Origin of the sequence: Candidatus Pantoea gossypiicola, from assembly GCF_008632075.1 — a bacterium.
GTDB lineage: Bacteria > Pseudomonadota > Gammaproteobacteria > Enterobacterales > Enterobacteriaceae > Pantoea > Pantoea gossypiicola.
The window spans coordinates 126,366-151,989 of sequence record NZ_VWVM01000005.1 but is presented as its reverse complement, the minus strand read 5'-3'; the positions used below and the strand labels follow the sequence as shown (position 1 = coordinate 151,989).

Sequence of the window (25,624 nt, the reverse complement as noted above, 5' to 3'; positions counted from 1 at the left end):
AATGGCGTTTTTTGGGTGGCGGAGGCGACATCGTGCATCCGCCCGGTGGAGCCTCAGCTCACATGATGACGGGTGCGGTATTTGTCGATCAGGACCGCGATGATGATCACTGCGCCCTTGATTACCAGCTGCCAGAAATAGGAGACGCCCATCAGCGTCATGCCGTTGTTTAGCGTGGCGATAATCAGCGCGCCAATCAGGGTGCCGGTGATGGTACCGATGCCGCCGACAAAGCTGGTGCCGCCCAGGATCACCGCCGCAATCGCATCCAGCTCATAGCCGACGCCCAGGTTGCCGTTAGCACTGTAGAGCCGCGAGGCACTCATCAAGCCGCCCAGCCCCGACAGCAGGCCGCTCATGCCGTAGACAAACAGCAGCACCACGCCAACCTTGATGCCGGTCAGACGCGCCGCCTGGATGTTGCCGCCGACCGCGTAAATATGGACGCCCAGCGTGGTGCGACGCAGGATGAACCAGCAGATGGCGATCACCGCAAAAGCAATCACAATCAGCCACGGCACCGGCCCGAGATAGCCGTTACCAATCCACTCAAAGTTAATATCGGAGTTAATCACCGTGGTGCCGTTCGCCAGCAGATAGGCCGCCCCACGCAGCGCGGTGTAGGTGCCTAGCGTGACAATAAAGGGCGGCAATCCGGCCCACGCAACCAGAATACCGTTGAACAACCCCATCACCAGCCCTGCGCCCAGCGCCATCGGAATGGTCAGGGAGGCGAGCATCGGGTCCAGCGACGCCACCAGCGCCACCACTGCGGTAGTACCCAGCATCGATCCCACCGACAGGTCGATGCCGCCGGTCAGAATGACAAAGGTCATGCCTGCCGCCAGCACGATATTGATCGACGCCTGACGGGTGATGTTGAGCAGGTTCGCTTCGGTAAAAAAGTTGGGCGTAACGAAGCCAAATACCGCCACGATCAGGATCAGAATCGGCAGGATACCCACCGTTTGCAGTAGGTCGCCCATCAGGGCGCGTTTCAGCGTCGGCGCATTAGTGCGGGCCAGTTGTGTCATGGTGATCTCCTCAGATTTCGCCTGCTGACGTGCTGTGCGCACCGGTTGCCAGCGTCATAATGTTTTCCTGACTGATGTGGCTGCCCTCCAGCTCACCGACGATGGTGCCTTCGTGCATCACGTAAACGCGGTCGCTCATCCCGACCACTTCCGGCAGTTCACTGGAGATCATTAAAATCGCCACGCCCTGCCGCGCCATCTCCTGCATCATGCGGTAGATCTCACTTTTCGCGCCGACATCGACACCGCGCGTCGGCTCATCAAGGATCAGGATGCGCGGGCCAATCGCCACCCAGCGCGAGATCAGCAGCTTCTGCTGGTTGCCGCCCGACAGGCCGCCCGCCCGGACCTGAGCGTGCGGTACACGAATATTAAGGGAGGCGATTGCCTCCGTCGCGATGGTCTGGCCTTTGCGGCGGTTGAGCAGCCCCATGCTGGCGTCGCGCTCCAGCGTCGCCATGACGATGTTCTCCTGTGCCGCCATCTCCAGAAATAACCCCTGCTCTTTACGGTTCTCGGTGAGGAAGCCGATACCGCGCGCAATCGCATCGCGCGGCGAATGAATAGTGACCTTCTCGCCGTCAATCCAGATCTCACCCTGTTTCGGCTTATGCACGCCGAAGATCAGCTGTGCCAGTTCACTGCGGCCTGCGCCCACCAGACCGGCCAGGCCGACTATTTCCCCGGCCCGCACCGCCAGACTGCTGGGATGCACTTTGCCGCCGTCAGCGAGGTGATTCACCGCCAGCCGGATATCGCCCAGCGGGATCGCCCGGTCTTTGTTAAACAGGTCACTGAGTGGCCGTCCGACCATCATCCGCACCAGTTCGCTGGCGTTGAGCTGGTCACGCGTCAGGCTGCCCACATACGCCCCGTCACGCAGCACGCTGACGCGGTCGGACAGCTCATAGACCTCTGCCATGCGGTGACTGATGTAAATAATCGCCATGCCTTCGCTGCGCAGCCGTTTAATCAGCGCAAAAAGCTGTTCGGTTTCACGGTTAGAGAGCGCGGCGGTCGGCTCATCCATCACCAGAATGCGGCTGTTGCGCTGCAGCGCGCGGGCGATCTCCACCTGCTGCTGCTCGGCGATGCTCAGACGACTGACGAGATCCCAGGCACTGAACTGCGCGCCGAGCCGGTCAATCACCCGCTGCGCCTCTTCGGCCATCTGCCGCCGCTTCACCAGCCCGCCGGGCGCGATTTCGCTGCCGAGAAAAATGTTCTCCGCCACCGTCAGGTTGGGTGCCAGGTTGATCTCCTGATAAATCAGGGTAATCCCGGCGGCCAGCGCCTCTTTCGGACCCTTAATCGTACAGGGCCTGCCTTCAATGAGAATCTCCCCGCTGCTGGCGGTATAGGCACCGGCCAGAATCTTCATCAGTGTGCTTTTACCCGCGCCGTTCTCTCCCATCAGCGCATGAACCTCACCGGGCCAGACCGTCAGGTCAACGCCCTTCAGGGCATAAAAATTGCCGAAGCGTCGGGTAATGCCCCGCATTTCCAGTATTGGTGTGGCTGTCATCGCCCTGCTCCTGCGGACTGTGGATAGCCGCCAGTTAAGCAATGCCAGATAAACGGAAAATGTCAGCGGCCATTCATATTTGTCATAAACGCCCGACATCACGCTCCTATACTCGCCCCACGGTTGCCGTGAAGAAGAGGTCATGAGATGCAGCGTAGTTATCCGTGGCAGGCCGGGGCGCGTGGACGCCTGTTGATGTTCAATCTGCTGGTGGTATCGGTCACGCTCATGGTGAGCGTGGTGGCGATCGTGGGCTTTCGTCACGCCGGGGCGATTCAGGAGCAGGCACAGGCGCAGACGCTGGCGGACATGAACGGCAGCCTGGCGCTGGCACGTGACACCGCCAACGTGGCGACGGCAGCGGTGCGGCTGTCGCAGGTGGTCGGGGCGCTGGAGTATCAGAGCGAATCACAACGGCTGCAGCAGAATCAGCAGGCGTTGCAACAGTCGCTGAGCCTGCTGGCCAGTGCGCCGCTGGCGGCCCGACAGCCGGAGCGCATCGCCCGGATCCGCGCCCGCAGCCTGATGCTGGAACAGACGATTAACAGCCTGCTGCTGAACAGCCATCAGCGGCATCTGCAACGCAACAACATGCTGAGCGATCTGTGGCAGACGCAGATCCTGCTCGGTCATATCGACCAGCGGGTACAACGGGAACAGCGGACGCAGCCGGATGCCGCACTGCGCGAGCAGACCGAACGGCTGATCACCATTGCCATCCGCACGCCCTCACCCATCGCCGTGATTGAGCAGCTTCAGCAGGTGATGACCCAGTGGCGCACGGTGCCGCTGACGGGTGTCACTGGCGAGCAGGTACAGCGGCTGCTTAATACTCAGCAGCACCTGCTGCCGCTGGCGGAGGCGCTGGAGCAGAGCGACCTGGCGATCGCCTACGCCACCTACCGGATTAAAGCGCTGGTGGCGATGCTGAACGACGATATCAATGCGTCGGTGCAGCAGGTCGCGTTGCAGAGCGAGGCGCGCACCCAGGCCACCCACCACGAACTCGATTCGATCATCAGCTTTATCGCGCTGTTTGTGCTGCTGGCGCTGGCGATCACCGGCTATGCCGGGATCTATATTTACCGCAACCTCGGGTCGAGCCTGACGGCCATTGCCGGGGCGATGACCCGGCTGGCGCAGGGCGAGCAGAACGTCAGCGTGCCAGGATTGCAACGGCGCGACGAGCTGGGCGAGCTGGCGCGGGCGTTTAACGTCTTCGCCCGCAATACCGCCTCGCTGGCGCACACCTCGCGGCTGCTGAAAGAGAAGAGCAACCAGCTGGAGTCCACGTTTCTGGCGATGCGCGACGGCTTTGCGCTGTTCGATCACCACGGTCAGCTGGTGGTGTGGAACGCCCAGTATGCCGAGCTGCTCGGAATCGCGCCGCGTGAGCTGCATCGCGGCGTCCATTATCAGCAGTTGCTGGCCCCGCTGGCGGTGGATCTGCACGATCCCGGTGACCCCCAGGAGATCCGGCTGGCCGATGGCCGGACGCTGGAGCTGCGCTTCAGCCCGATCCCCCGGCGCGGCATGGTCAATACCGTGCTGGACCGGACCTCGCGCAAAACGCTGGAGGAGGCGCTGCAGCACAGCCAGAAGATGAAGGCGGTCGGCCAGCTGACCGGCGGCCTGGCACACGACTTCAACAATCTGCTGGCGGTGATTATCGGCAGTCTGGCGCTGACTGAAGGCCAGCTGATGGCCGGCCCGCTGGCCACCCGGATAGAACGGGCGCGGCAGGCGGCCGACCGTGCGGCCCAGCTGACGCAGCGTCTGCTGGCGTTCTCACGCAAGCAGGCGCTCTATCCGCGTGCGGTGTCGGTGGTGACGCTGGTGGATAACCTGCAGAGCCTGCTGCAACACGCGCTGCTGCCGGGACAGCAGTTGATTATTGATGCGCAGCGCCCTGGCTGGCTGGCATGGATTGATGCCAGCCAGCTGGAGAATGCGCTGATGAACCTGGTGGTAAACGCGCGTGATGCGATGCATCAGCAAAGCGGCGAAATCCGGCTGCGTATCTGGAATCAGGGTCATCCGGAAGAAGGCGACAAAAGTGACATGGTCACAATTGAGGTTATCGATCATGGCTGTGGCATGTCCGCCGAGGTTCGGGAGCAGGTTTTCGAGCCCTTCTTCACCACCAAAGCCACCGGCAGTGGCAGCGGGCTGGGGCTGTCGATGGTTTACGGCTTTGTGCGGCAGTCCGGCGGGCAGATCGAACTGGAAACCGCGCCGGGTCAGGGCACCACGGTACGGCTGCTGTTACCGCGCGCTTCGGAAGCCGCCACTGCCGTCATCGCCCCGCCACCGCCAAAGCCCGCGGAGGCAGAGGCAGCGAACAACCGGCTGATACTGGTGCTGGATGATGAACCGGCGGTGCGCCAGACGCTGTGCGAGCATCTGCATCAGCTGGGGTATCTGACGCTGGAGTGCGGCGACGGAGAAGCGGCGCTGGCGCTGCTGCGCCAGACCCCCGATATCGACCTGCTGATCAGCGATCTGATGCTGCCCGGCGAGATCAATGGCGCGGAAGTGATCCGCCAGGCGCAGCAGAACTGGCCACAGCTGGCGACGCTGCTCATCAGCGGTCAGGATCTGCGCCATCAGCCGGTGACGCTGCCGCTGTGTGAGCGGCTGGCGAAGCCCTGGCAGCAGGCCCAGCTGGTGCAGGCGCTGCAGCGCGCCTGGCAGCGCAGTGAGCGGCTTAATCGCGCGCAGCAGGCTGCCACAACGGCACCGGCTTGCCACTGATGTAGCGCTTACGCAGGCGGCTGGAGATCACATCCATGATCATGACCACCACCACCAGGATCAGCGTCAGGAACATCACCACATCCCAGTTCCAGAGCCGCATATTCTCGGCGTAGACCAGGCCTACCCCGCCCGCGCCGACAAAGCCCAGCACCGCCGCTGAGCGGGTATTGGACTCAATCTGGTAAAGGCTCAGCGCCAGAAACTGCGGGAATGACTGGGTGAAGATACCGAACCGGTGTTTCTGCAGGCTGTTGGCCCCGACCGCGCCCAGCCCGCGACTGGGCGAGCGCTCCACCGCTTCATGCCCTTCGGCGTACAGCTTACCGAGCAGACCAACATCCTGCAGGATAATCGCCAGCACCCCGGCAAGCGGCCCCATGCCCACCGCACGCACGAATATCAGTCCCCAGATCGCCATATCGATGCCACGTAACACATCGAACAGACGCCGCACCAGAAACGCCAGTGGCTTCGCGGCGCGATCGTGCATCACATTGCGTGCCGCCAGAAACGACAGCGGCAGTGCCAGCAGCGAGGCGGTGAGCGTTCCGGCAAACACAATGCCTAAGGTGATCCCGACCTGCGACAGGTAGTAGCCAAATGGCCAGTTCAGGAAGTCGTGCCAGACGAACATCCGCAGGAAATAGCGCCCCAGCTGCTGGCAGCCCATCAACAGACGCGACCACTCCAGGCCAAATACCGAGAAGAAAAAGAGGTAATAAAGCAGCACCGCCAGTGCCATCAGCCCGATGCGGCGCAGATAGCGCGGTTGCGCGGCGAACAGTTCACGATGCTGCTGCTTCAGCTGCGCGACATCCGGTGCGGCGCTCATCATGTCCGATCTCCTGTGACGCGGCGACGAAGCTGACCGGATAGTGTGTCCAGCAGCGACACCACAATCAGGATCAGCAGCAGCGTGATACTGACCTGATCGTAGCGGTCCAGTTTGATATTGGTCATCAGCTCCTGGCCGATGCCGCCGGCCCCAACCAGCCCGAGGATGGTGGAGGAGCGGAAGTTAATCTCCAGGCGCATAAAGCTGTAGGAGAGGAAGATCGGTTTAACCTGAGGCCAGAAAGCGAAGCGCATCCGCTGCAGCTTGCTGGCACCGCAGGCGGCCAGGCCACGCACCGGCTTATCCGACGCCGACTCAATCGCCTCATAAAACAGTTTTGTCAGGCTGCCGACAGTGTGCAGCGCCAGCGCCAGAAAGCCCGGGATCGCGCCGATGCCAAACGCCATGACAAACATCACCGCCCACGCCAGCTCCGGCATGGTGCGCAGAAAGGCGACAAAGGCGCGAATCATCACCCGCACGCTGACCGGCGTCTGGGTATTGTCGGCGGCAAAAAAGGCCAGCACCGCTGCAAGGGCGACGGCCACCAGCGTCGAGGCCAGCGCCAGTTGCAATGTTTCCCAGATCAGCGGCAGCTGAATCGGCAGACGGTAGCCCCAGTAAGCCAGCGAGCCACTGGTTTTGCCGTCGGCAAACAGCAGCGGCAGATGCAGCACCGGCAGGATTTCATGCAGATAGTCGAAGAAGTGCGGCAGCGACTGCCAGACGGTGAGCAGATTAAATTCTGCTACCCTGCCCGCCGCCAGATAGAGCGTCACCAGCAGCAGTGACCACAACAGCGTGGCACGCTTCTGCTGACGGCGGATGCGTTGGTAATAGTGTTCGAAGTCGGTCAAAGGGAGGTTCTCCGGCGTTAAAGCAGCGGAACGCCGGCGGTGTTGCCGCGTCCCGCCTTCCCCGCCTGGGCGGGGAAAGTCAGGGCGTCGTCGGCTTAGCCGCGACTGCCTTTCATCAGGTCACGTTTCATATCGATGATATTTTTGTAATCAGCAACCGTCGCCTCACCGATATGTTGCTGGCCGCCCACCGCTTTCACGAAGCAGGCGTGATCGTCCTTATCCAGCTTTTTAATCGCAGACACCACTTTCGCTTTAAAGTCAGCAGGCAGCTTGTTGCTGACCAGCACAGGGCCGTTGGGGATCAGCGGTGATTGCCAGATAATGCGGATCTGCTTCATCAGATCCGGATGGTCCATACGGATCAGACGGCCAAACGCGCCAGAGGTGTAGCCGCTGTTGTAATCACCGACCAGCGAGGTCCAGGTGACCGCGCCGTCAAACTGGTTGTTCAGCACGCCCAGAATGTCCTGCTCATGGCCGCCGGAGAAGGTCACGCTGGAGAAAGTGTTGTTATATTTGTCATCCACCGAGCCTCCGAACATCTTCTTAAACGCCTGGTTGGGCATCAGGAAGCCGGAGGTCGAGTCGGGATCGGCCATCCCGAACGATTTGCCTTTCAGGTCTTCCAGTTTTTTGTACGGGCTGTCGGCTTTAACGATGACAACAGAGTGGTAGCCGCGTGACTGATCTTTGTCATCCACCACAATGCCGACCACATCCACCGCTTTCGGGTCCTGAAGGTAGACCGAAGCGAACGAGGCCGGTGACATGCTCAGCACCATATCGATCTTGCCGCCCAGCAGGCCCTGAATCACGCCCGAATAGTCTGAGGCGTTGCGCATCTGGGTATCGACACCCAGCTCTTTATCAAAGAAGGTCTTCACACACTGATTATCACCGATTTGCTGGGTGGCGTTCTGCCCACCCAGAATCCCCAGATTAAGCTGTTTCGGCGCATCCGCTGCGCTGACACCAAACGCCATGACAGGGGTCAGAAGTGCTAAAGAAGTCAGTTTCATTCGGAATAATTCTCTTGCTGTGGACGTTAATGGATTTGGTTAAGTTCATCGCCGTACAGCTGGTGAAGCAGGCTGTCGGTGAGTCGGGAAGGATGGTCGTCAAACAGCACCACGCCGCGCTGAATGCCAATCACCCGGGTGCAGTAGCTTTTCACCAGCTCAATCGAGTGCAGGTTGACCATCACGCTGATCCCCTGCTCGCTGACCTGACGCAGCACATCCATGATGCGTTTGGTATTTTTGGGATCCAGCGACGCCACCGGCTCATCGGCCAGCAGGATTTTCGGGTTCTGCATCAGGGCGCGGCAGATCGCCACGCGCTGCATCTGTCCGCCAGAGAGGTTTTCTGCCCGCTGCAGCGCCTGCGGCAGCATGTTCATCCACTGCAGCAGTTCGATGGCGTGCGCCCGATCCTCGTCAGAGAAGATTTTAAAGAAGGACTTCAGCGTGCTGGTCTGGCTCAGACGGCCCAGCAGCACGTTGGTCAGCACGTCGAGGCGCGGCACCAGACAGAAGTCCTGAAAGATCATGCCGCACTGGCTGCGCCATTCGCGCATCTGACGGCTGTTGAGCGAGACCACGTTACGATCGGCTTCGCCTTCATGCAGGCTGATAATCGCGCCGGACGTAGCGTTAATCGTGCCGTTGAGCATATGCAGCAGGGTCGATTTACCCGCGCCAGAGCGGCCAATCACCGCCACCAGCTCACCGGCGTGCAGGTCGAAACTGACCTGATCCAGCACCTGGGTGTCGCCATAGGCTTTGCTCAGTTTCTGCACCGACAACACTTTTTGTCCGCTGTGGCTGGCCGGTGGTGCATCGTTATCGACCACCGTTTTCAGAAGTGCCTGTGCCATGCTGTTCTCCGTCATCGCTGATTGCGTCTGCCGGTTATTAAGGCGTGACGCGATGAACGCGGGATGACAGCGAGATGATCAAACCGTGACAGGCCAGTGCGCACCGCATAGCAGCGTCTGGCCATCACGGGCAGGCTGCACACCCTCCGGCAACGGATTGTCCGTTAACCAGTTATCCATCTCATGACTGAGATGGGTCAGCCAGGTCTGACGCGGCTGAAGCAGCGCCGCAATCGCCAGCGCCCGGGTCACATCATTGTGATTACCCGGCTCTGCACGCGGCGGATCGTTGCAGTCAATCACCAGCTGATCCAGCGGCTGGCCGCGCAGGAAGTCGGCGGTGTCAGGCGGCAGCCCGCAGGTGTCGCACAGCCAGGCGAGCCGGGTGTCGTGCCAGTCGAACAGATAGCCGTGTGTCAGCTTCGAGTGTTGCAGCGGCAGCGGCGTGACCTGCAGTTCACCAAAGGCGTGCGACACAAACGGCGTTAAGGCGGGACGGAAATCGAGCAGACCAGGGTGTCTGTAGAGGTCGTCACAACCGCGCGAATCGGGCGGGCCCCAGACCGGAATCGGATCCCCCACTCCCCAGCGCAGCGCAAACAGGCCCTGCACATGATCCATGTGGTAATGCGTCAGCAGAATGCGCGTCAGCGTGCCGGGCGGAAAGTGCGACGCCAGCAGCGGCAGACCGGCATCCAGCAGGATGCGCTCGTGGCCGAACGCGATCAGCGCACTGCAGGGCGCACGCGCATGGGCGCTGTTGCGCTGTGCCCGCTGGCAGGCGCGACAGTCGCAGCCCGGCAGCGGTGCCGCAGTCACCCCGCCGGTACCCAGAAAAGTGAGTTTCATGGATGCGTCTCCGGTTACGGATGTCGCTGCCGGACGGTTTCCGCGGGTGCCAGGTGTCATTGATGCGCCTCCAGTATCTGGCGCAGCTGGCAGACGGTTTCCGCCAGCGCGCCATCGTTGTTAAGGATAAGGCAACCATCGGGCTGGGGCTGGGCGGCGCGCGCCAGCCGCCGGGCGATCGCCGCCTCATCTTCCCGTCCGCGCTGACGCAGGCGCGCCGCCAGCACGGCGGGCGTCACCTGCAGGCAGACCGGCAGCAGCTGCGATCCAAACCGCGCCTGCGCCTGGGCCAGATGCAGCCGCGACCCGTTCACCACCACGTTCTGCCCGCGCAGCAGCCATTGCTCCGTCTCGCAACCAATGCCGTAGCGGAAGCCGTGCGCCTCCCAGCTCACCGCGAACAGACCGAGTGCCGCGCGACGCTCAAACTCCGTCTCAGTCAGTGCCACATGATTTTCACCCCCCGCATCGGCGGCGCGGGTGATGTAACGATGGGCGATCAACAGCCGTGGCGGCGGTGCCGCCCGCAGCGCATCCAGCAGGCTATCCTTGCCGGAGCCGGAAGGTCCGGTGAGCCAGATCAGCCTCGCCATCAGTAGACCTGCCGGCCTTTGCTCCAGACGTGCCGCACGTGCGGGTAGCCGTGTGCGGTGTGCGCCAGCACCAGATCGGCGCGACACCCTTCGGCGATCACCCCGCGATCCTCAAGACCTAATGCGCGAGCAGGGTTACAGGTCACCAGCGCGATGGCCTGCGCCATGCCGAGACTATTGCGCTCGTCAGCCGCCAGCCGGAACGCCGCATCCAGCAGGCTTGCCGGGTAGTAGTCGGAGGAGAGAATGTTCAGCAGGCCATGAGACGCCAGTTCCCAGGCAGCGACGTTGCCGGAGTGCGAGCCGCCGCGCACGATGTTAGGCGCGCCCATCAGCACCTGCATGTTGCGATAGCGCGAAGCACGTGCCGCCTCCAGCGTGGTCGGGAACTCCGCGATGCGGCTGCCTGCCGCATGGGACTCCTCCACGTGTGCCGCCGTAGCGTCATCGTGGCTGGCAATGGCGATGCCATGTTCCCGGCACAGTCTGGCAATCGCCTGACGATTGGGCTGCGACCACTCCGCCGCCAGGGTGAGCTGCTCATGCTCGAACTGATCCATCTCGACGTCGTTGAGCTGATATTTGCCCTGATAATATTCGCGATATTTGATCAGCGAAGCGTACTGGCGCTGGCCCGGCGAATGGTCCATCAGCGACACCAGCGCCAGCTCAGGCGTGCCCATCAGCGCTTCAAACAGCGGCGCGGTAGTGGGATGCGGCAGTTCACAGCGCAGATGCAGCAGATGCTCGGCGCGGTTCAGGCCTTTGCGGTTGCTGTCGCGGATGGCGTCGATCATCTTGCTGAGGTTATCCAGCCGGTGACCGCCGTCGCGCACATCGCCCACGCCAATCGCGTCCAGCACCGTGGTAATGCCGCTGGAGACCATCAGCGCATCGTGGCTGCTCATCGCCGAGTGTGCGGGCCAGTCTACTTTGGGCCGTGGCGTGAAAAACTTGTCGAGGTTGTCAGTGTGCAACTCCACCAGCCCCGGCAGCAGCCAGGCCCCCTCGCCGTCCAGCGCACCGGGCTCCTGGCTGCGGGTTTCGCTGAAGCTGGTGATGCGCTCGTCGCGAAACTCCAGCGATCCGTTCACCACCTCGTTTTCCAGCACCAGTCTGACATTATTGATGATCATGCCTGCACTCCTGTGTCGATGGGGTGCATCAGGTGCAGCCGGTCGGCTACCCGCTCGCGCACCGCCCGATCATGAAAAATACCGACGATGGCGGCACCCCGGGCGCGCGCCTGTTCAATCAGGCTCACCACCGCCGCGCTGTTGACGCTGTCGAGCGAGGCGGTGGGTTCATCCAGCAGCAGCACCGGATAGTCGGCGATAAAGCCGCGGGCGATGTTCACGCGCTGCTGTTCACCGCCGGAAAAGGTGGATGGGGCCAGCGACCAGAGACGCTGCGGCACATTCAGCCGGGTCAGCAGTTCGGCGGCCCGCGCTTCGCAGATTTCGCGATCCACGCCGCGCTCCAGCAGCGGCTGCATCACAATTTCCAGCGTCGGCACGCGCGGGATCACCCGCAGAAACTGGCTGACCCAGCCCAGCGTGTCACGGCGCAGGGCGATGATCTGCCGGGCGGCGGCCTGCGCCATATCGATCCACTCGCCCTGATGGGCAATCCGGATGTGGCCGCTGTCGGGCTGATAGTTGCCGTAAAGCGCGCGCAGCAGCGTAGATTTGCCGCTGCCGGAATGACCGTGCAGCACCACACATTCGCCCTCGCCCACCGTCAGGCTGGCGTTGTGCAGCACCGGCAGCGCCGCGCCGTTCTGGTTATGCAGCACAAAGGTTTTACACAGATTTTCTACACGCAGGCGCGGAGTGAGAATCGTCATTTAATTAAGCACCGAAGAGACCAGCAGTTGAGTGTAAGGATGATGAGGATCGTCCAGCACGCGATCGGTCAGACCGCTCTCCACCACCCGCCCCTGTTTCATCACCAGCAGGCGATGCGCCAGCAGTCGCGCCACGCCGAGATCGTGAGTAACAATCACCACCGCCAGATTCAGCTCACGCACCAGCATCCGCAGCAGATCCAGCAGTCGCGCCTGCACCGAGACATCCAGCCCGCCGGTCGGCTCATCCATAAACATCAGCTGCGGCTGCGTCACCAGATTACGGGCAATCTGCAGACGCTGCTGCATCCCGCCGGAAAAGGTGGTCGGCAGATCGTCGATGCGCCCGGCGTCTATCTCTACCGCCTGTAGCCAGCGACTCGCCTCAGCGCGGATGTCGCCATAGTGGCGCTGTCCGGTTGCCATCAGCCGTTCACCGATGTTGCCGCCCGCGCTGACCTGCGAACGCAGCCCGTCCATCGGATGCTGATGCACCACGCCCCACTCGGTGCGCAGCAGACGACGGCGATCGCTTTCACTCATCTGATAAAGGTCGCGGTTCTGATAGTGAATGCTGCCCTGCTGCGGCGTCAGACGCGCCGACAGGCTCTGCAGCAGCGTGGTTTTACCGGAGCCGGACTCGCCGACAATCCCCAGCACCTCGCCGGGCCAGAGATCAAAACTGACCTGCTCAAACCCTTTGCCCGGCGCATAAAGATGGGTGAGCTGGTTCACCGCAAGCAGCGGCTGTTCACTGTGCATGGTGCTGTTCCTGCTGCTGATGGCAAAAGTCGGTGTCGGAGCAGACAAACATCCGCGTTCCCTGATCGTCCATCACTACCTCATCGAGGTAGCTGTGGCGCGAGCCGCACAGCGCGCAGGGTTCTTCCCACTGCTGCACCGTGAACGGGTGATCGTCGAAGTCGAGGCTCTCCACGCGGGTGTAAGGCGGCAAGGCGTAGATGCGCTTTTCACGCCCGGCACCAAACAGCTGCAGCGCGGGCATCATGTGCATCTTCGGGTTGTCGAATTTGGGGATGGGCGACGGATCCATCACGTAGCGACCGTTGACCCGCACCGGATAGGCGTAGGTGGTGGCGATATGGCCGTAGCGGGCGATATCTTCATACAGCTTCACCTGCATGATGCCGTACTCCTCCAGCGCATGCAGGGTGCGGGTCTCGGTTTCACGCGGCTCGATAAAGCGCAGCGGGTCCGGGATCGGCACCTGAAAAATCAGGATCTGATCCTCTTCCAGCGGCGTTTCCGGGATGCGGTGCCGGGTCTGGATCAGCGTGGCATCGGCGGTGCGCTCGGTGGTGGAAGCATTGCTGACCCGCTTAAAGAACTGGCGAATCGACACGGCATTGGTTGTGTCATCTGCGCCCTGATCGATCACCTTGAGCACATCCTGATCGCCAATCACGCTGGCGGTAATCTGGATGCCGCCGGTGCCCCAGCCGTATGGCATCGGCATCTCGCGTCCGGCGAACGGCACCTGATAGCCGGGGATCGCCACCGCTTTGAGAATGGCACGACGGATGGTGCGTTTGGTCTGCTCGTCGAGATAGCCGTTGTTATAGCCGGTGAGTTCAGCCATGGTTGCGCTCCTGATAATCGTGCTGCAGCTGTTTAAGCAATTCCAGCTCGGCCTGGAAATCGACGTAGTGCGGCAGCCTGAGGTGCGAGACAAAGCCCGCGGCTTCGACGTTGTCGGCATGCGACAGCACAAACTCTTCGTCCTGCGCCGGGCTGGTCACGCGCTCATTCTGCTCGCGGCTTTGCAGCGCGCGGTCCACCAGTGCCATCGCCATCGCTTTGCGTTCGGCACGGCCAAACACCAGTCCGTAGCCACGGGTAAAGTGCGGCGGAGCGTCATCACTGTGGGCGACGCCGTTGACCATTTCACACTCCGTCAGCAGCAGTTCCCCGATCTCCAGCTCAAAACCCAGCTCTTCGGGACAGATGCTGACGCTGAGAGTGCCGGTGCGGATCTCGCCAGCAAACGGATGGGTACGGCCATAGCCGCGCTGGGTCGAATAGCCCAGCGCCAGCAGAAAACCTTCGTCGCCGCGCACCAGCTGTTGCAGCCGCGCGGCGCGTGAGGCGGGAAAGCTCACTGGTTCACGGGTGATATCAACCGGCTCGCTGCCGTCATCCACCTCGCCAGCGGCCAGCCCTTCCTCACTCATCATGCTGAACATGTGCGGGCACTGGTCAGGCACCGGGCAATCGTCACGCGGCGCAGCGGGCGTTTCACCGTTAGCCAGCAGAGTGAAATCGAGCAGTCGATGGCTGTAGTCATACGTCGGCCCCAGCACCTGGCCGCCCGGCAGATCTTTGTAGACCGCCGAGATACGGCGTTCGATGCGCATCGCACCGGTCGTCAGCGGCGTGCTCTCTGCCAGTCGTGGCAATGTGGTGCGATAGGCGCGCAGCAGAAAGATCGCCTCCACCAGATCGCCGCTGGCCTGTTTAATCGCCAGCGCCGCCAGTTACGGATCGTATATTCCGCCTTCGGTCATCACCCGATCCACCGCCAGCCCCAGCTGCTGCGCCACCTGATCGCAGCCAAGTTCAGCCACTGCCCTGTCGCCGCGTCGCAGATCGGCCTGCAGCTGGTGGGCATTTGAAATGGCTTTCTCGCCCCCTTTCACCGCGACATACATCAGCACACCTCCACAACGGTGGTGCGCGGCACCGCCATGATCGCTTCGCCACAGGTGAAGATGAGATCCACGCCCTGCGGGAAGGGATGCGGACGGGTGCGCAGATAGTCCAGTACGCTTTCCGGCAGCTGTGGCGCAATGGCGCGGGTTTCCCGCAGGCCTGGACCGGAGAGACGCAGCGTTAATCCGCCATTCAGCGACGGCACTTCGATGATCAGCGTGGTGCTTTTTTCCGGCGACATATTGTCACCCGCCGCAAACTGCGTCGGATCGGGCTGCGCCGCCGCATGGCTCAGCGCGAACGGGGCATCCTGCCGGGTGGTGATGGGCGCGCCGGTATGGAAGCGCAGATTGTTGCGCAGCTGTTCGTTGTCGATTTGCGCATCCAGCCAGACCGGGCTTTCCTGATCGACCAGCGTCAGCAGCAGCGCCGTGGCCGCCGGTGACAGCGCGCCCCAGCCCTGCTGCAGCGGTAGCGAGACCATCACGCCCGGCTCGCTCATCGCTTTCAGAATGCGGCGAAACGCGCGCTGTGCATCCGCGACCGGATGGTTAAAACTTGCCAGTAAAGTCATCAGTTATCTCCGCGAACCAGCGTAAAGAAATCCACTTTGCTGCTGGCGATTTCACGCGCGCGCAGCTGTCGCTGCTCATCGCGCCATGCCGCCAGCGGGGTAATAATCTTCTCTTCCAGCAGTGACCGGGTTTCCGGCTGCTGCAACAGCGCATCCATTAGGGCGCAGCGCTCGGCATGGGCTTTGTTGCGCCCCAGCAGATAGCTGTAACCCAGCGTGCCGTCGCCCAGCTGCACCACCGCACGCGTCACCGTGGCATCGCCCATCACAAAGCGTTTGCCCGTCACCCCCATCCGCGCCTGTAAGCGCGTCAGCCCGATCTCAGCCGGACGAACAAGGGTGAATTCAGGCTGGAGGTTAAGCGCCAGCCAGTGCTGTTCAAGCAGGGCGGCGCTGCTGTGTGCCAGCACCGACAGCCAGCGCTGACGATCTGTTTGCTGTTCCATTAGTGCTCCAGAGTCAGTTCGATCATGTCGCCGCGCGTCAGGCTGACGGAGTATTCCGCCAGCGCGCCATCACGGGTTTTGTTCAGGGTCCGCACGCAGAGCAGTGGCGCATGCAGCGCGATATCGAGCTGGCGACACTCCTTCGCCTGCGCCCGGCGGGTGCTTATACGCGTCTGGGTGCGCACCAGCTGCTTGCCGGTATGCTCCACTAAGAAGTCGTGCAGCGACCCGCTGTTAAATTGCTGCAGCTGTGGCCACCAGTTAAGGTCGGCGAGGAAGTGGTTGATCAGGCAGAGCGGCACGCCGTTGGCGCGTCGCAGGGTGCGCAGATGAATGACGTTGTCGCCCTCTTTTACGCCCAGCGCGCTGGCGACGTCGTTGCTGGCCGGACGCAGCACCGCCAGCAGCCGTTCGCTGGTCGGGTGACTCCCTTGCTCCATCAGGTTCTGGCTGAAGCGCGCCTGCGCATGCAGCGGATAGTCATACGGGCGCATCAGCACCAGGATGCCCACGCCATGACGGCGCTGCAGCAGCCCTTTGTGCACCAGCTCATCGACGGCCCGACGCAGCGTGTGGCGGTTCACCTCATAGTGATCGGCCAGCTGTTGTTCGGAAGGAAGATAGTCGCCGCAGCGGTAGCGCTCTTTCAGCGCCTGCTCCAGCTGTGCGGCAACAGCCTGGTAGACAGTGGTCGGATGTCTGGATAACTCCATCACGATGAAATCCTCACGGGTTACAGAGTGGGAACGCAGTGATAAGACGCTGCGGGATGGGGTTAGCCTGAGGGAAGCAGATGACAGAACGGTGACGCGGGGGTGAAGGTGGGGTGAATGTGGGTGTGTAGTCCAGAGATAAAAAGGGACTCGTGTGAATTAAGACTGGATATATTACAGTTGATACTGGCTCAGAGGTAAGTATTAATGGTTGTAGAAAACTATAAATTCTGAGGGGTGGTTACTCGAATGGAGCACCTATACATAAAATTAGTAAGGTGCAATCCAATTTATAATCACTCGTTAATTTTAAACATCATGAGTCAATATCATTAACTACCGTTAATGCATCAGGCCAGGAAGTATTTGCTTCGATATATTTTTTAATTAGCACTCGATTCGACACAATCATTGATGACCACCGATTCTTCCAGGAACTGTATGCATGCCATGAATAACCAATATAATTACCTTTTCTCATTGTTGTCATTGAGCGCAGTACTGCTTCAAGATATTTCTTTTCAATTGATGTCTGGCTCACTTCAAAAATGGCCCCCAGATAAATCAACCATCTAGCCAAATGTTCATACTGTTCCCATGCATTATGCTCTTTAGTTAAATTTGTTTTGGTTTCAATAACATCACCAATCATTACCACTACTAAATTATTATTCCAGCTCAATCCCTCAGCGGCAATTGCAGAAATAATTTGATAAAATGAATCTTCGAGTTTTAAGTATTCTTCTTTAAAAGTCCGCTTTTCATATACGACTTCACGAATAGATTTCAAAGAAATTTCTGAAATTTTTTCCGCCTTTGGTATTTCTTTATTCAACTCCTTGAAAAAATTCTTAATACCCATTGAATCTAAGACTCTAATTCCATAACAATGAAAATAATAGTCTTTTACATACTGATCAATCGACGACCTGGAAATCAAGAAAATATTAGAACCCACCACATGGCTTTTAGAGAAAGCTTTATAATCATTGATAATCGCTTTTAGGTTAGTATCTCCAAGAGAATACCCCAAAATCACGACGGTATTCTCGTACAACACAGTGCTTAATTTTCGCGAAAAATATGAATCGCTATTTATAAACTTAAAGTAGTCTTCTGATGTAATTACCATATTTGGCGGAGAATCTATTGAACCATGCACATGATATACTTTAACATTAGAAGAAGATCTCGGTATCGGTAATCCCGGCGTAATCGATTGAAAAGTATTTTTACCTGTTAAATTTTCAGCAAGTTTATCATAGTTTGTTGTTACAATTCGGCAGGAACGGTTAGAGAAAAAATCCTCAATATCTTCATTATCATCACCCAACTCAATCCTGGAAATGATCTTAGCAACTTCCTCATGGATATCCATATCTTGAGCTGCCAACTTTATCGAAATTACCTGAGCTGTTTCTTCGAGATTCAAAGGTGATGGATCATCTTTTGGGAAAAGTGATGCTTTCAGTTTCACTGAATTTGGTAAAATATCACATAGTTCTTCCAGAAGACCTTTCCATGTCGGAGCAGTGCCATTAGATACTTCTTTTGAAAAACCAGTTCCAGTAAATAGACAAAGTCTGTTTGTAGCAGCAGCATATGCAATTTCAAATATCTCACTCATCGAAAACTCCTTTTCCATATTTAATCATAAGTAAAATACAACTAAGTAACTAGTTTATCAATGAAGGAATAGCCCTTTCTGGCACCAATGTAACTAAAATTAAATTTTCTTCAAACGACAAAAAACGTAATAACAGCTAATCTAGTGCGCATCCATCATACATAATTGTCGCTTCCTGCCCCTGATCCTTTCCCAGCCTTCTCACTCCCCGAATCCGTCAGCGACGCCCTCACCTGTGGCAGGCTTTCCGGGTAGTTCTGCTGAATAAACTCAATCATCTTCTCACGCACATAACAGCGTAAATCAAAAGCGATTGGAGAGTTCTGCGCGGTCATCAGCATCCTGATGGTCATGGTTTTTTCGGTAGTATCGGTCACCTGAAGCACCGAAGTTTCCCGATCCCAGAGTTTGGTTTCATTCAGAACTTTTTCAAAGTGCTGTCGCAGCGGTTCCAGCGGCATCGAGTAATCCACGTAGAGAAACACCGAGCCTAAAATCTGGGCGTTGTTGCGCGTCCAGTTCTGAAACGGATTCTCGGTGAAATAGGTAATCGGCAGCACCAGACGGCGCAGATCCCAGATGCGCACCACCACGTAGGTCAGGTTGATCTCCTCAATCCAGCCCCACTCTTTTTCCACCACCACCGCATCATCAATCTTGATCGGCTGGGTAAAGGCAATCTGAATACCGGCGAACAGGTTAACCAGCGACTTCTGTAAGGCAAAACCGATAATGATACCGGCGACACCGGCACCAGCCAGAATGGTGGTACCGAATTTACGCACGCCGGGGAAACTCAGCAGAATCAGCGAAACGCAGAACAGTACCAGGATGACAATGACGACTTTCTTGACATAGATAATCTGGGTACGGATTTTGCGCGCACGCAGGTTATTGGAGATATTAATGTCGTAGCGGATATAAAGCATATCCTGCGCCACGTTGGTCAGCCGGATTAAGACCGAGCAGAATGACATGATAATAAAGACGTTGATGATATTGGTGATGAGATCGAGTGATTCAGGATGGAAATCGATGTAGTTAATCCCGACATTGATCATCAATAACGGCAAGAAAAAGAACATCGAACCGCTAAGGTGCTTTTCCAGGGATTTGAACAGCTTTCTGTCACGGCCCTGCCAGTAGCGGATAAAGGCAAGCAGGATAAGGCGAGCCAGAAAACCCAGAACAAATGAAAGCGAGACGAGTAATACAACAGGCACCCATGACGGGAAACCAGATAACTCACCGAATAACAATGGCATTATTTTCCCTTTTCGTTAGCTGACAGGCGCAGGCTGTCAGATAAGTGACCCACTCAGTAACCGTTGTCTGCACGGTTATCCGTCTGTAACACAATCAGCGCACATGAGTATGAACCATAGCAGCAAAGTTGGCAGGAAATGCGCGGTGATGCGGATCTCAGCTCTTCTGCCGGCCGACCTCACAGATTTCTGCAACAGCACGGCAACGAACTCTGTCAGTGCTGGCGTCCCTGAAATTCCCGCGCAACAACATTAATACATCTGATATGACCGCTTCGCTTTTTTGCTCGCTATTTTTGGCACCCTACGACTTCAGACAATAAAGAAACGTTCCATAAATCACTAGCCGCAATGGTTTACATGAAAGATTTTTTAGCATCTGCTAATTTTTAAGCTGTTCCCCAGCTGCAGAGAAAAACAACAATATGATTAACCCCCTTAAACTTTCCTCTGATTTTCGCCGCAGTTTCCTGCGCGAAGTGCTGGTGCCGCTGGTGGCTATCCTGGTGCTGACGTTTGCCGGGGCGGGGGCGGCACTGTTTATTGGCACGTCACTGACCAATACTGAGGCCCGGCATCAGCAGCAGCGGATGATTGAGGCCTCTTTTTCGCAAAGTCTGAATGAGCATCTGCGCCAGTTGCATAGCCTGTCACGCTGGCGGCCCTTTGAGGAGCATCTGGCTGAGGGCAACAGCGACAGGTGGCTGGATGAGAACATCGGGCAGTGGCTCTATGAGATGTTCGGCCATCAGCTGATTATGGTACTGGATGCGCGAAACCAGATCGTCAGAGTCTGGCGTGAAGGCCAGCCGTTCTCCGCAGCAGAGAGTGACCCGCTGATTGGTGAAGTGCTGCAAAACACGCTGATCCAGGAACCCAGGCGCCAGGATAACGCCGATTATGCCCGTATCACCCAGCGTGCTGCGGCCCTCGCTGTGGGTAACATCCAGCGGGATAGCGACGACCTGCCGCGTTTCCGGCTGGTGAGCCTGAAATTTCTCGATGACGGTTATCTGGCGAGCCTGGCGGAACGCAATCAGCTGGAGGGACTGCACTTCTCCGATGGTTCGTCTCAGTCCGGCACCAGCGCACGCTATTTGCTGATCGCCCAGGCAGGCGATCCGGTCGGCTATCTCAACTGGATCCCCTCCCGCCCGGGTGCGCAGATGCTACGCACCATCGGGCCCTCTACCGGGCTGGCGGTGCTGGCGATATCCCTGCTTTGTCTTTATATGGTGCGGCGCCTCTGGAACTCGTCGGTCAACCTCTCGCAATCGATGCTCAGGCTGGGCGCATCAGAAGCGCAGGCGCAGCATCTGGCGTTTCATGACGTGCTGACCGGCCTGCCCAACCGCGCGCTGGTTGAAGACCGCTTAACCCAGGCGCTGGCCCTGGCGACGCGCAACGATCAGCGGGTAGCCTTGCTACTGATCGACCTCGACCGCTTTAAGGCGGTCAACGATACCCACGGTCATCATGCTGGCGATGAGCTGATCATCGCAGTGGCGCAGCGCCTGAGCCGTATCGTGCGGGCCAGCGATACAGTGGGACGCATCGGGGGCGATGAATTTATCGTGGTGATGCCGGAGGTCGATAATATCGGTCAGGTGAATAGCCTGGCGCAGCGCATGATTGACGAGTTGGCTCAGCCGTTTACGCTGTTCGGCAGCAACGTCTGGAGCGGGGCCAGTATCGGACTGGCGCTGGCACCTAAGGACGGCATCGATCGGCTGGAGCTGATGCGCAAAGCCGATATCGCGCTGTATGAAGCCAAAAGTGGCGGGCGCGGCCGGTTTCGTCAGTTTGAACGGGCAATGGATGAGTCAGTGCAAACGCGGCAGTCCATTGCTGCCGATCTGCGTACGGCACTGCAAACCCGACAGGGACTGGAAGTGTGGTATCAGCCACTGATGGACGTTGGCGGTCAGCAGATGGTCGGCATCGAGGCGCTGCTGCGCTGGCATCACCCGACGCGCGGCCTGATCGCACCCGGTGAATTTATCGCGATTGCCGAAGAGACCGGCCTGATTATCCCACTGGGCGAGTGGGTGCTGGCGGAAGCCTGTGCCACTCAGCAGCGTTTTCCCGAGCTGCTGGTGGCGGTTAACGTCTCGCCGGTTCAGTTCCGCTCCAGCGGCTTTGTTGAGCGGGTGATGACGATTGTCGGCGAGCATGGCGGTGACCCGAAGCGGCTGGAACTGGAAATCACCGAGGGCGTGTTAATCGAGGATGAACGCGAAGCACGCGAGATTATTGTGTCGCTGCGGGAAGCGGGCTTGCGCATCGCGCTGGATGACTTCGGCACCGGCTACTCCAGCCTCAATTACCTCAGCACCTTCCCGGTGGACAAAATCAAAATTGACCGCTCGTTCACCCAGTCGCTGGGCGTGGCGGAAAATTCCGTGGCGATTGTTGAATCCGTGGTGAAACTGGGCCACGCCATGGGGCTGATGGTGACGGCGGAGGGTGTCGAGACTGTCGGGCAGATGTCTGCACTGGCGGATGCAGGCTGTAATCAGTTACAGGGCTATCTGTTCAGCCAGGCGGTGCCCGCCGATCAGCTTGAAGCGCTGATGATATCACCTGCGCCAGAGGATACGCAGCGGGAATAGGGATCCAGATGGCCTGAGCGCATAATGGCGCTCAGGCCAGGCGGAATCGCCCTGAGTCAGGGCAGCACCTCTTGCTGTGGGATGCAAAACGCTACACGCCCAGGCTATCCAGCAGCGCGGCGGACGTGGCGACGGCACCAAAGATACCGCCCTGCATGTGGATCATGCTCAGCGCCGCCTCATGATGTCGCTGCTCGGTCGCAGCACAGCAATCGGAGAGCACCAGGCACTCAAAGCCGCGATCGTTGGCTTCGCGCAGCGTGGTATGGACGCAGACGTCTGTGGTAATGCCGGTCAGGATCAGGTTACGGATGCCGCGACTGCGCAATATCAGCTCCAGATCGGTGGCGTAAAACGAACCCTTCCCCGGTTTATCAACCACGACTTCCCCCGGCAACGGAGCCAGCTCCGGGATGATTTCCCAGCCCGGTTCACCGCGCACCAGAATGCGGCCACAGGGTCCTACATCGCCAATCCCGGCGTTCATCCGTCGCGAGCGCCAGCGTTTGTTGGCGGGCAGATCGCTGAGGTCGGGACGGTGACCTTCGCGGGTATGGATAACCGGAAACTGCCGGGCGCGCATCGCCGCCAGCACCTGTTGCAGCGGGGCGATGGGCGCGCGGGTCAGGCTCACGTCATAACCCATGCTGTCGACATAGCCGCCGACGCCACAGAAATCGGTCTGCATATCAATCACGATCAGCGCCGTGTCAGCCGGGGTAAAGCTGCCGTCAAACGGCCAGGCGTAGGGGGTCGAATTAACGCTGTAGTCGGGCATTACTGTTCTCCATTACCGGGTGCGGCATGCGCATTTTACTGATCAGGGTGTAGCTGATGGCGGCGGTCACCAGACCGATCACCGCTTCACCGAACTGCGGAAACGCGATGTGGGCGATGACCGCACACAGGCTGCCAATCGCCCAGGCGGCAAACGCGGTGCCACGAAAACGCTGCGCCGGACGCTGCTCGCTGATGCGCGCCATGAAAATCAAATCCACAATCATCACGGCACCAAACGGTGGCACCACAATCCCCAGCAGGCTGAGCCACTCCAGGAAGTAAGACCAGACTCCCGCCAGCGCCAGCACGCCGCCAATGGCACCGAGGATCAGCGTCCAGAGTCGCATTTTGCTGCTGAACAGATGACTGAAACCCACCGCGCCGTTGTAGAGACAGTGGGTGCAGACCGACCCCAGGTTGATAAAAACAAACAGACAGGCCACCACCGACAGGAAGGCGCTGTGTCCCATCAGCATCGGCAGGAAGTTACCGCCGTTGGTCAGCGGATCAACCGCCGCGCCCACCGCCACAATCACCACGCCGAACAGATAGGAGATCACATTAGCGACCGGGAACGCAGAGAACGCGGCGATCACTGCCGAGCGGCCATTCTTCGACCAGCGGGTAAAGTCAGCGGTCATGGTGCCGGAGTCGGCAAAACCGGCCACCACCATAGTGACAGCGGTGCCCATGCTCATCGCACCGGCGGCGCTGGCGCTGCCCTTCCACTGCGTCACGATGGAGAAGTCGTGCTGTTTGCCGATCAGCCACAGCGCCACTATCCCCAGCACCACAAAGAGCGGCGCGGCAATCATCCCCAGCACCGACAGTGCCCGCACGCCCAGGAACGTGATACCGGTATAGAGGATCATGGCAAAAGCCGTCACCGCCAGCGCATTCCAGCCAAAGGTCTGGTTAATGACCGTACCGGTAAGACCGGTCTGGAAGGCATACCAGCCGATCACCACCGTCGAGAGAAAACCGGAGACCAGGATGTAGCCTTTGCTGCCAAAGGTGCGTCTGGCCTGCAAAGCAAAGTTCATCCCGGTGTTACCGGCGAACCAGCTCAGCGCACCGACATAGGCGAACAGCACCAGGTTGCCCAGCAGAATAGCAATCAGCGCGGGCCAGAAGCCCAGATGCCAGGTGATGATGCCGCCAAACAGTGCATTGGTAAGGATCATCGGGAATCCAAACCAGACCGCCGAGACGGAGCGGGTGGAATGACGATGCGACAGCGGCACCGGCTCATGTTCAAACTCCTGCTCCAGCGCAGGTGTATCAGATGTTTTCATTGGGCGATTCCGGGTTGAAGGTGATTCCACGGCTGTATGCGCTCGAAAGCGGCACTGGCAGCCAGCACTAACGCATCATCAAGATGACGTCCGACAATCTGCATCCCGACGGGCAGGCCGCTGGCGGTAAAACCGGCAGGCACGGATGCGGCGGGCTGTCCGGTGAAGTTGAACGGGTAACAGAACGAGAGCCATTGATCGTTGCGGACCATACGGCCATTGATGATCTCTGGTCCCTGCATCCCCAGCGGAAATGGTGGCACTGCCAGCGTCGGGGTGATCAGCAGATCAAAGCGCTGCATAAAGCGCCACAGACTGTTGCTGACCGCTTTGCGGGTGGCGATGGCATCAGTGAAGTTTTCCGCCCGCCAGTCGCGCTGCAGCATGGCAACCAGATGCGGCGACATCGCGCTGCCCTGCTCCATCATCATCTGGCGCATGCCGGTAAGATCGCTCTCCATCGCCACCAGCGCGCCAAAAGCAGCGGCCGGATCCGGGAAGCCGGGATCGGCCAGTTCCAGTTCAGCCCCGATTTCAGCGGCAAAGCGTTGCACCGCCGCGCTGACCACCGCCCGCACCTCCGGGTCAACCGCCACATAGCCAAAATCTGCGCTGAAGGCGATGCGCAGTTTGCCGGGCAGATGCTCTGGTGCACCCAGCCAGTCAACGTCGCTACAGGGGATCGAGTGGCGGTCACGCATATCCGGTCCCGCCATCAGCGACATCATCAGCGCGGCATCGCGTACGCTGCGCGTCATCGGCCCGATATGCTCCAGCGACTCCCAGCTCGACACGCCGGGATAGCGCTCATCACGACAGCCGGGCCACAACGGCACCCGGCCCATCGACGCTTTAAAGCCAAAAATGCCGCAGTGCGCCGCCGGAATGCGTACCGACCCCCCGCCGTCGCTGCCCAGTGCAATCGGGCAGAGCCGCGCCGCCACTGCCGCGCCAGAGCCAGCGCTGGAACCGCCGGGCGTCATCGCCAGATTCCAGGGATTGCGCGGTGACGGGAACAGCGGATTGTGTCCGACACCGCTGTAACCAAACTCCGGCGCGGTGGTTTTACCCAGCAGAATGGCGTCGGCGGCCAGCAATCGCTCCACTGTGATGTCGTCATTTTCCGGTACGAAATCCTTGTACGCCGCCGAACCGGAGGTGGTTCGGACGTTTGCAGTGCAGATTAAATCTTTCACCGCCAGCGGCACGCCCGCCAGCGCGCCCAGCGTTTCCCCACGCGCTCGTCGGGCATCCACTTCTCTGGCCTGTGCCAGCGCCAGTTCCGGTGTCGGCGTACAAAAGGCCTGTATCACCGGCTCCCGCCGTTCCATCCGCGCCAGCGCTGCCCCGGTCAGCTCGCAGGCCGAGACTTCCCCGCTGCGGACCCGTGCGGCCATCGTGGTGGCATCTTCGTCTAATAAGGAGTCAAACATGAGTCACCTCGCCAGAATTGTACCTGTCAGCGAG

Annotated in this window: 22 protein-coding genes and 1 pseudogene; 2 read left to right on the top strand and 21 right to left on the bottom strand. The window is 59.3% G+C overall.

Annotated elements, in window-relative coordinates:
* Positions 1–53: 53 nt before the first annotated feature.
* Together F3I20_RS08465 and F3I20_RS08460 are read right to left on the bottom strand one after the other, a co-directional pair.
* Positions 54–1,034 (bottom strand): ABC transporter permease subunit, encoded by a 981-nt coding sequence (locus tag F3I20_RS08465; RefSeq protein ID WP_150019418.1) that lies wholly within the window; start codon positions 1,032–1,034, stop codon positions 54–56.
* A 10-nt stretch (positions 1,035–1,044) separates the two neighbouring features.
* A complete protein-coding gene (locus F3I20_RS08460) occupies positions 1,045–2,559 on the bottom strand; it encodes a sugar ABC transporter ATP-binding protein (RefSeq protein ID WP_150013845.1) in 1,515 nt (504 codons plus the stop codon).
* A 147-nt stretch (positions 2,560–2,706) separates the two neighbouring features.
* Between F3I20_RS08460 and F3I20_RS08455 the strand changes: the two genes are divergently transcribed.
* Positions 2,707–5,313, top strand: a complete 2,607-nt coding sequence (locus F3I20_RS08455) for an ATP-binding protein (RefSeq protein WP_150037498.1) — start codon at positions 2,707–2,709, stop codon at positions 5,311–5,313.
* Here the strand turns inward: F3I20_RS08455 and phnE (F3I20_RS08450) are convergent.
* From phnE (F3I20_RS08450) to F3I20_RS08375, 16 genes and pseudogenes are all read right to left on the bottom strand, one after another.
* Positions 5,267–6,151, bottom strand: a complete 885-nt coding sequence (gene phnE, locus F3I20_RS08450) for a phosphonate ABC transporter, permease protein PhnE (protein WP_150037499.1) — start codon at positions 6,149–6,151, stop codon at positions 5,267–5,269. The two genes, F3I20_RS08455 and phnE (F3I20_RS08450), sit on opposite strands and share 47 nt — an antisense overlap.
* Complete coding sequence (gene phnE, locus F3I20_RS08445) at positions 6,148–7,008, bottom strand: phosphonate ABC transporter, permease protein PhnE (protein WP_150013839.1); 861 nt, start codon at positions 7,006–7,008, stop codon at positions 6,148–6,150. Before phnE (F3I20_RS08445) ends, phnE (F3I20_RS08450) begins: the two co-directional genes overlap by 4 nt.
* Before the next feature lie 95 nt (positions 7,009–7,103).
* Complete coding sequence (gene phnD / locus F3I20_RS08440; protein WP_150013837.1) at positions 7,104–8,030, bottom strand: phosphonate ABC transporter substrate-binding protein; 927 nt, start codon at positions 8,028–8,030, stop codon at positions 7,104–7,106.
* A 26-nt stretch (positions 8,031–8,056) separates the two neighbouring features.
* Positions 8,057–8,887 carry a phosphonate ABC transporter ATP-binding protein gene (gene phnC / locus F3I20_RS08435; protein WP_150037500.1) on the bottom strand — a complete coding sequence of 277 codons (831 nt, stop codon included), beginning with the start codon at positions 8,885–8,887 and terminating at the stop codon, positions 8,057–8,059.
* 78 nt (positions 8,888–8,965) lie between these two features.
* The gene (gene phnP, locus F3I20_RS08430) at positions 8,966–9,736 is read right to left on the bottom strand and encodes a phosphonate metabolism protein PhnP (RefSeq protein ID WP_150013833.1); all 771 of its coding nucleotides are present in this window, start codon (positions 9,734–9,736) and stop codon (positions 8,966–8,968) included.
* A gap of 56 nt (positions 9,737–9,792) precedes the next feature.
* Positions 9,793–10,329, bottom strand: a complete 537-nt coding sequence (phnN, locus tag F3I20_RS08425) for a ribose 1,5-bisphosphokinase (protein ID WP_150013831.1) — start codon at positions 10,327–10,329, stop codon at positions 9,793–9,795.
* The gene (phnM, locus tag F3I20_RS08420) at positions 10,329–11,465 is read right to left on the bottom strand and encodes an alpha-D-ribose 1-methylphosphonate 5-triphosphate diphosphatase (RefSeq protein ID WP_150013829.1); all 1,137 of its coding nucleotides are present in this window, start codon (positions 11,463–11,465) and stop codon (positions 10,329–10,331) included. The genes phnN and phnM overlap by 1 nt, the downstream gene beginning before the upstream one ends.
* Positions 11,462–12,175, bottom strand: coding sequence for a phosphonate C-P lyase system protein PhnL (phnL, locus tag F3I20_RS08415; RefSeq protein WP_150037501.1), 714 nt, complete (start codon positions 12,173–12,175; stop codon positions 11,462–11,464). The genes phnM and phnL overlap by 4 nt, the downstream gene beginning before the upstream one ends.
* Positions 12,176–12,937 carry a phosphonate C-P lyase system protein PhnK gene (gene phnK / locus F3I20_RS08410; RefSeq protein WP_150037502.1) on the bottom strand — a complete coding sequence of 254 codons (762 nt, stop codon included), beginning with the start codon at positions 12,935–12,937 and terminating at the stop codon, positions 12,176–12,178.
* Positions 12,927–13,775, bottom strand: a complete 849-nt coding sequence (locus F3I20_RS08405; RefSeq protein ID WP_150037503.1) for an alpha-D-ribose 1-methylphosphonate 5-phosphate C-P-lyase PhnJ — start codon at positions 13,773–13,775, stop codon at positions 12,927–12,929. Before F3I20_RS08405 ends, phnK begins: the two co-directional genes overlap by 11 nt.
* Positions 13,768–14,844 (bottom strand): annotated as a pseudogene (locus F3I20_RS08400) (carbon-phosphorus lyase complex subunit). Before F3I20_RS08400 ends, F3I20_RS08405 begins: the two are co-directional and overlap by 8 nt.
* Positions 14,844–15,419, bottom strand: a complete 576-nt coding sequence (gene phnH / locus F3I20_RS08395) for a phosphonate C-P lyase system protein PhnH (RefSeq protein ID WP_150013819.1) — start codon at positions 15,417–15,419, stop codon at positions 14,844–14,846. Before phnH ends, F3I20_RS08400 begins: the two are co-directional and overlap by 1 nt.
* Positions 15,419–15,865, bottom strand: a complete 447-nt coding sequence (gene phnG / locus F3I20_RS08390; protein WP_150013817.1) for a phosphonate C-P lyase system protein PhnG — start codon at positions 15,863–15,865, stop codon at positions 15,419–15,421. Before phnG ends, phnH begins: the two co-directional genes overlap by 1 nt.
* Positions 15,865–16,578, bottom strand: coding sequence for a phosphonate metabolism transcriptional regulator PhnF (gene phnF, locus F3I20_RS08385; RefSeq protein ID WP_150013859.1), 714 nt, complete (start codon positions 16,576–16,578; stop codon positions 15,865–15,867). The genes phnG and phnF overlap by 1 nt, the downstream gene beginning before the upstream one ends.
* A 316-nt stretch (positions 16,579–16,894) precedes the next feature.
* On the bottom strand, positions 16,895–18,205 hold the full coding sequence (locus F3I20_RS08380; RefSeq protein ID WP_150037504.1) for an SIR2 family NAD-dependent protein deacylase: 1,311 nt from the start codon (positions 18,203–18,205) through the stop codon (positions 16,895–16,897).
* Between the two features lie 155 nt (positions 18,206–18,360).
* Positions 18,361–19,470, bottom strand: coding sequence for a mechanosensitive ion channel family protein (locus tag F3I20_RS08375; RefSeq protein ID WP_150037505.1), 1,110 nt, complete (start codon positions 19,468–19,470; stop codon positions 18,361–18,363).
* Positions 19,471–19,895: 425 nt separating this feature from the next.
* On the opposite strand from F3I20_RS08375, the gene F3I20_RS08370 reads away from it, so the two are divergent.
* On the top strand, positions 19,896–22,082 hold the full coding sequence (locus tag F3I20_RS08370; protein ID WP_150037506.1) for a putative bifunctional diguanylate cyclase/phosphodiesterase: 2,187 nt from the start codon (positions 19,896–19,898) through the stop codon (positions 22,080–22,082).
* A 91-nt stretch (positions 22,083–22,173) separates the two neighbouring features.
* Here F3I20_RS08370 and biuH read toward each other — a convergent pair whose 3' ends face one another.
* Genes biuH through F3I20_RS08355 form a run of 3 tightly spaced genes read right to left on the bottom strand, consistent with a single transcriptional unit; the run spans position 22,174 to position 25,590 of the window.
* Positions 22,174–22,860 (bottom strand): biuret amidohydrolase, encoded by a 687-nt coding sequence (gene biuH, locus F3I20_RS08365; protein WP_150013809.1) that lies wholly within the window; start codon positions 22,858–22,860, stop codon positions 22,174–22,176.
* Entirely contained in the window at positions 22,841–24,157 is a 1,317-nt protein-coding gene (locus F3I20_RS08360) for a purine-cytosine permease family protein (RefSeq protein WP_150019402.1), read from the bottom strand. Before F3I20_RS08360 ends, biuH begins: the two co-directional genes overlap by 20 nt.
* A complete protein-coding gene (locus F3I20_RS08355) occupies positions 24,154–25,590 on the bottom strand; it encodes an amidase (protein ID WP_150037507.1) in 1,437 nt (478 codons plus the stop codon). The genes F3I20_RS08360 and F3I20_RS08355 overlap by 4 nt, the downstream gene beginning before the upstream one ends.
* Positions 25,591–25,624: the final 34 nt, after the last annotated feature.

Coding starts and splice junctions, on each gene's coding strand:
- F3I20_RS08465 (WP_150019418.1), bottom strand. CDS start 1,034: ATGACACAACTGGCCCGCACTAATGCGCCGACGCTGAAACGCGCCCTG.
- F3I20_RS08460 (WP_150013845.1), bottom strand. CDS start 2,559: ATGACAGCCACACCAATACTGGAAATGCGGGGCATTACCCGACGCTTC.
- F3I20_RS08455 (WP_150037498.1), top strand. CDS start 2,707: ATGCAGCGTAGTTATCCGTGGCAGGCCGGGGCGCGTGGACGCCTGTTG.
- phnE (WP_150037499.1), bottom strand. CDS start 6,151: ATGATGAGCGCCGCACCGGATGTCGCGCAGCTGAAGCAGCAGCATCGT.
- phnD (WP_150013837.1), bottom strand. CDS start 8,030: ATGAAACTGACTTCTTTAGCACTTCTGACCCCTGTCATGGCGTTTGGT.
- phnC (WP_150037500.1), bottom strand. CDS start 8,887: ATGGCACAGGCACTTCTGAAAACGGTGGTCGATAACGATGCACCACCG.
- phnP (WP_150013833.1), bottom strand. CDS start 9,736: ATGAAACTCACTTTTCTGGGTACCGGCGGGGTGACTGCGGCACCGCTG.
- phnN (WP_150013831.1), bottom strand. CDS start 10,329: ATGGCGAGGCTGATCTGGCTCACCGGACCTTCCGGCTCCGGCAAGGAT.
- phnM (WP_150013829.1), bottom strand. CDS start 11,465: ATGATCATCAATAATGTCAGACTGGTGCTGGAAAACGAGGTGGTGAAC.
- phnL (WP_150037501.1), bottom strand. CDS start 12,175: ATGACGATTCTCACTCCGCGCCTGCGTGTAGAAAATCTGTGTAAAACC.
- phnK (WP_150037502.1), bottom strand. CDS start 12,937: ATGCACAGTGAACAGCCGCTGCTTGCGGTGAACCAGCTCACCCATCTT.
- F3I20_RS08405 (WP_150037503.1), bottom strand. CDS start 13,775: ATGGCTGAACTCACCGGCTATAACAACGGCTATCTCGACGAGCAGACC.
- phnH (WP_150013819.1), bottom strand. CDS start 15,419: ATGACTTTACTGGCAAGTTTTAACCATCCGGTCGCGGATGCACAGCGC.
- phnG (WP_150013817.1), bottom strand. CDS start 15,865: ATGGAACAGCAAACAGATCGTCAGCGCTGGCTGTCGGTGCTGGCACAC.
- phnF (WP_150013859.1), bottom strand. CDS start 16,578: ATGGAGTTATCCAGACATCCGACCACTGTCTACCAGGCTGTTGCCGCA.
- F3I20_RS08380 (WP_150037504.1), bottom strand. CDS start 18,205: ATGAGTGAGATATTTGAAATTGCATATGCTGCTGCTACAAACAGACTT.
- F3I20_RS08375 (WP_150037505.1), bottom strand. CDS start 19,470: ATGCCATTGTTATTCGGTGAGTTATCTGGTTTCCCGTCATGGGTGCCT.
- F3I20_RS08370 (WP_150037506.1), top strand. CDS start 19,896: ATGATTAACCCCCTTAAACTTTCCTCTGATTTTCGCCGCAGTTTCCTG.
- biuH (WP_150013809.1), bottom strand. CDS start 22,860: ATGCCCGACTACAGCGTTAATTCGACCCCCTACGCCTGGCCGTTTGAC.
- F3I20_RS08360 (WP_150019402.1), bottom strand. CDS start 24,157: ATGAAAACATCTGATACACCTGCGCTGGAGCAGGAGTTTGAACATGAG.
- F3I20_RS08355 (WP_150037507.1), bottom strand. CDS start 25,590: ATGTTTGACTCCTTATTAGACGAAGATGCCACCACGATGGCCGCACGG.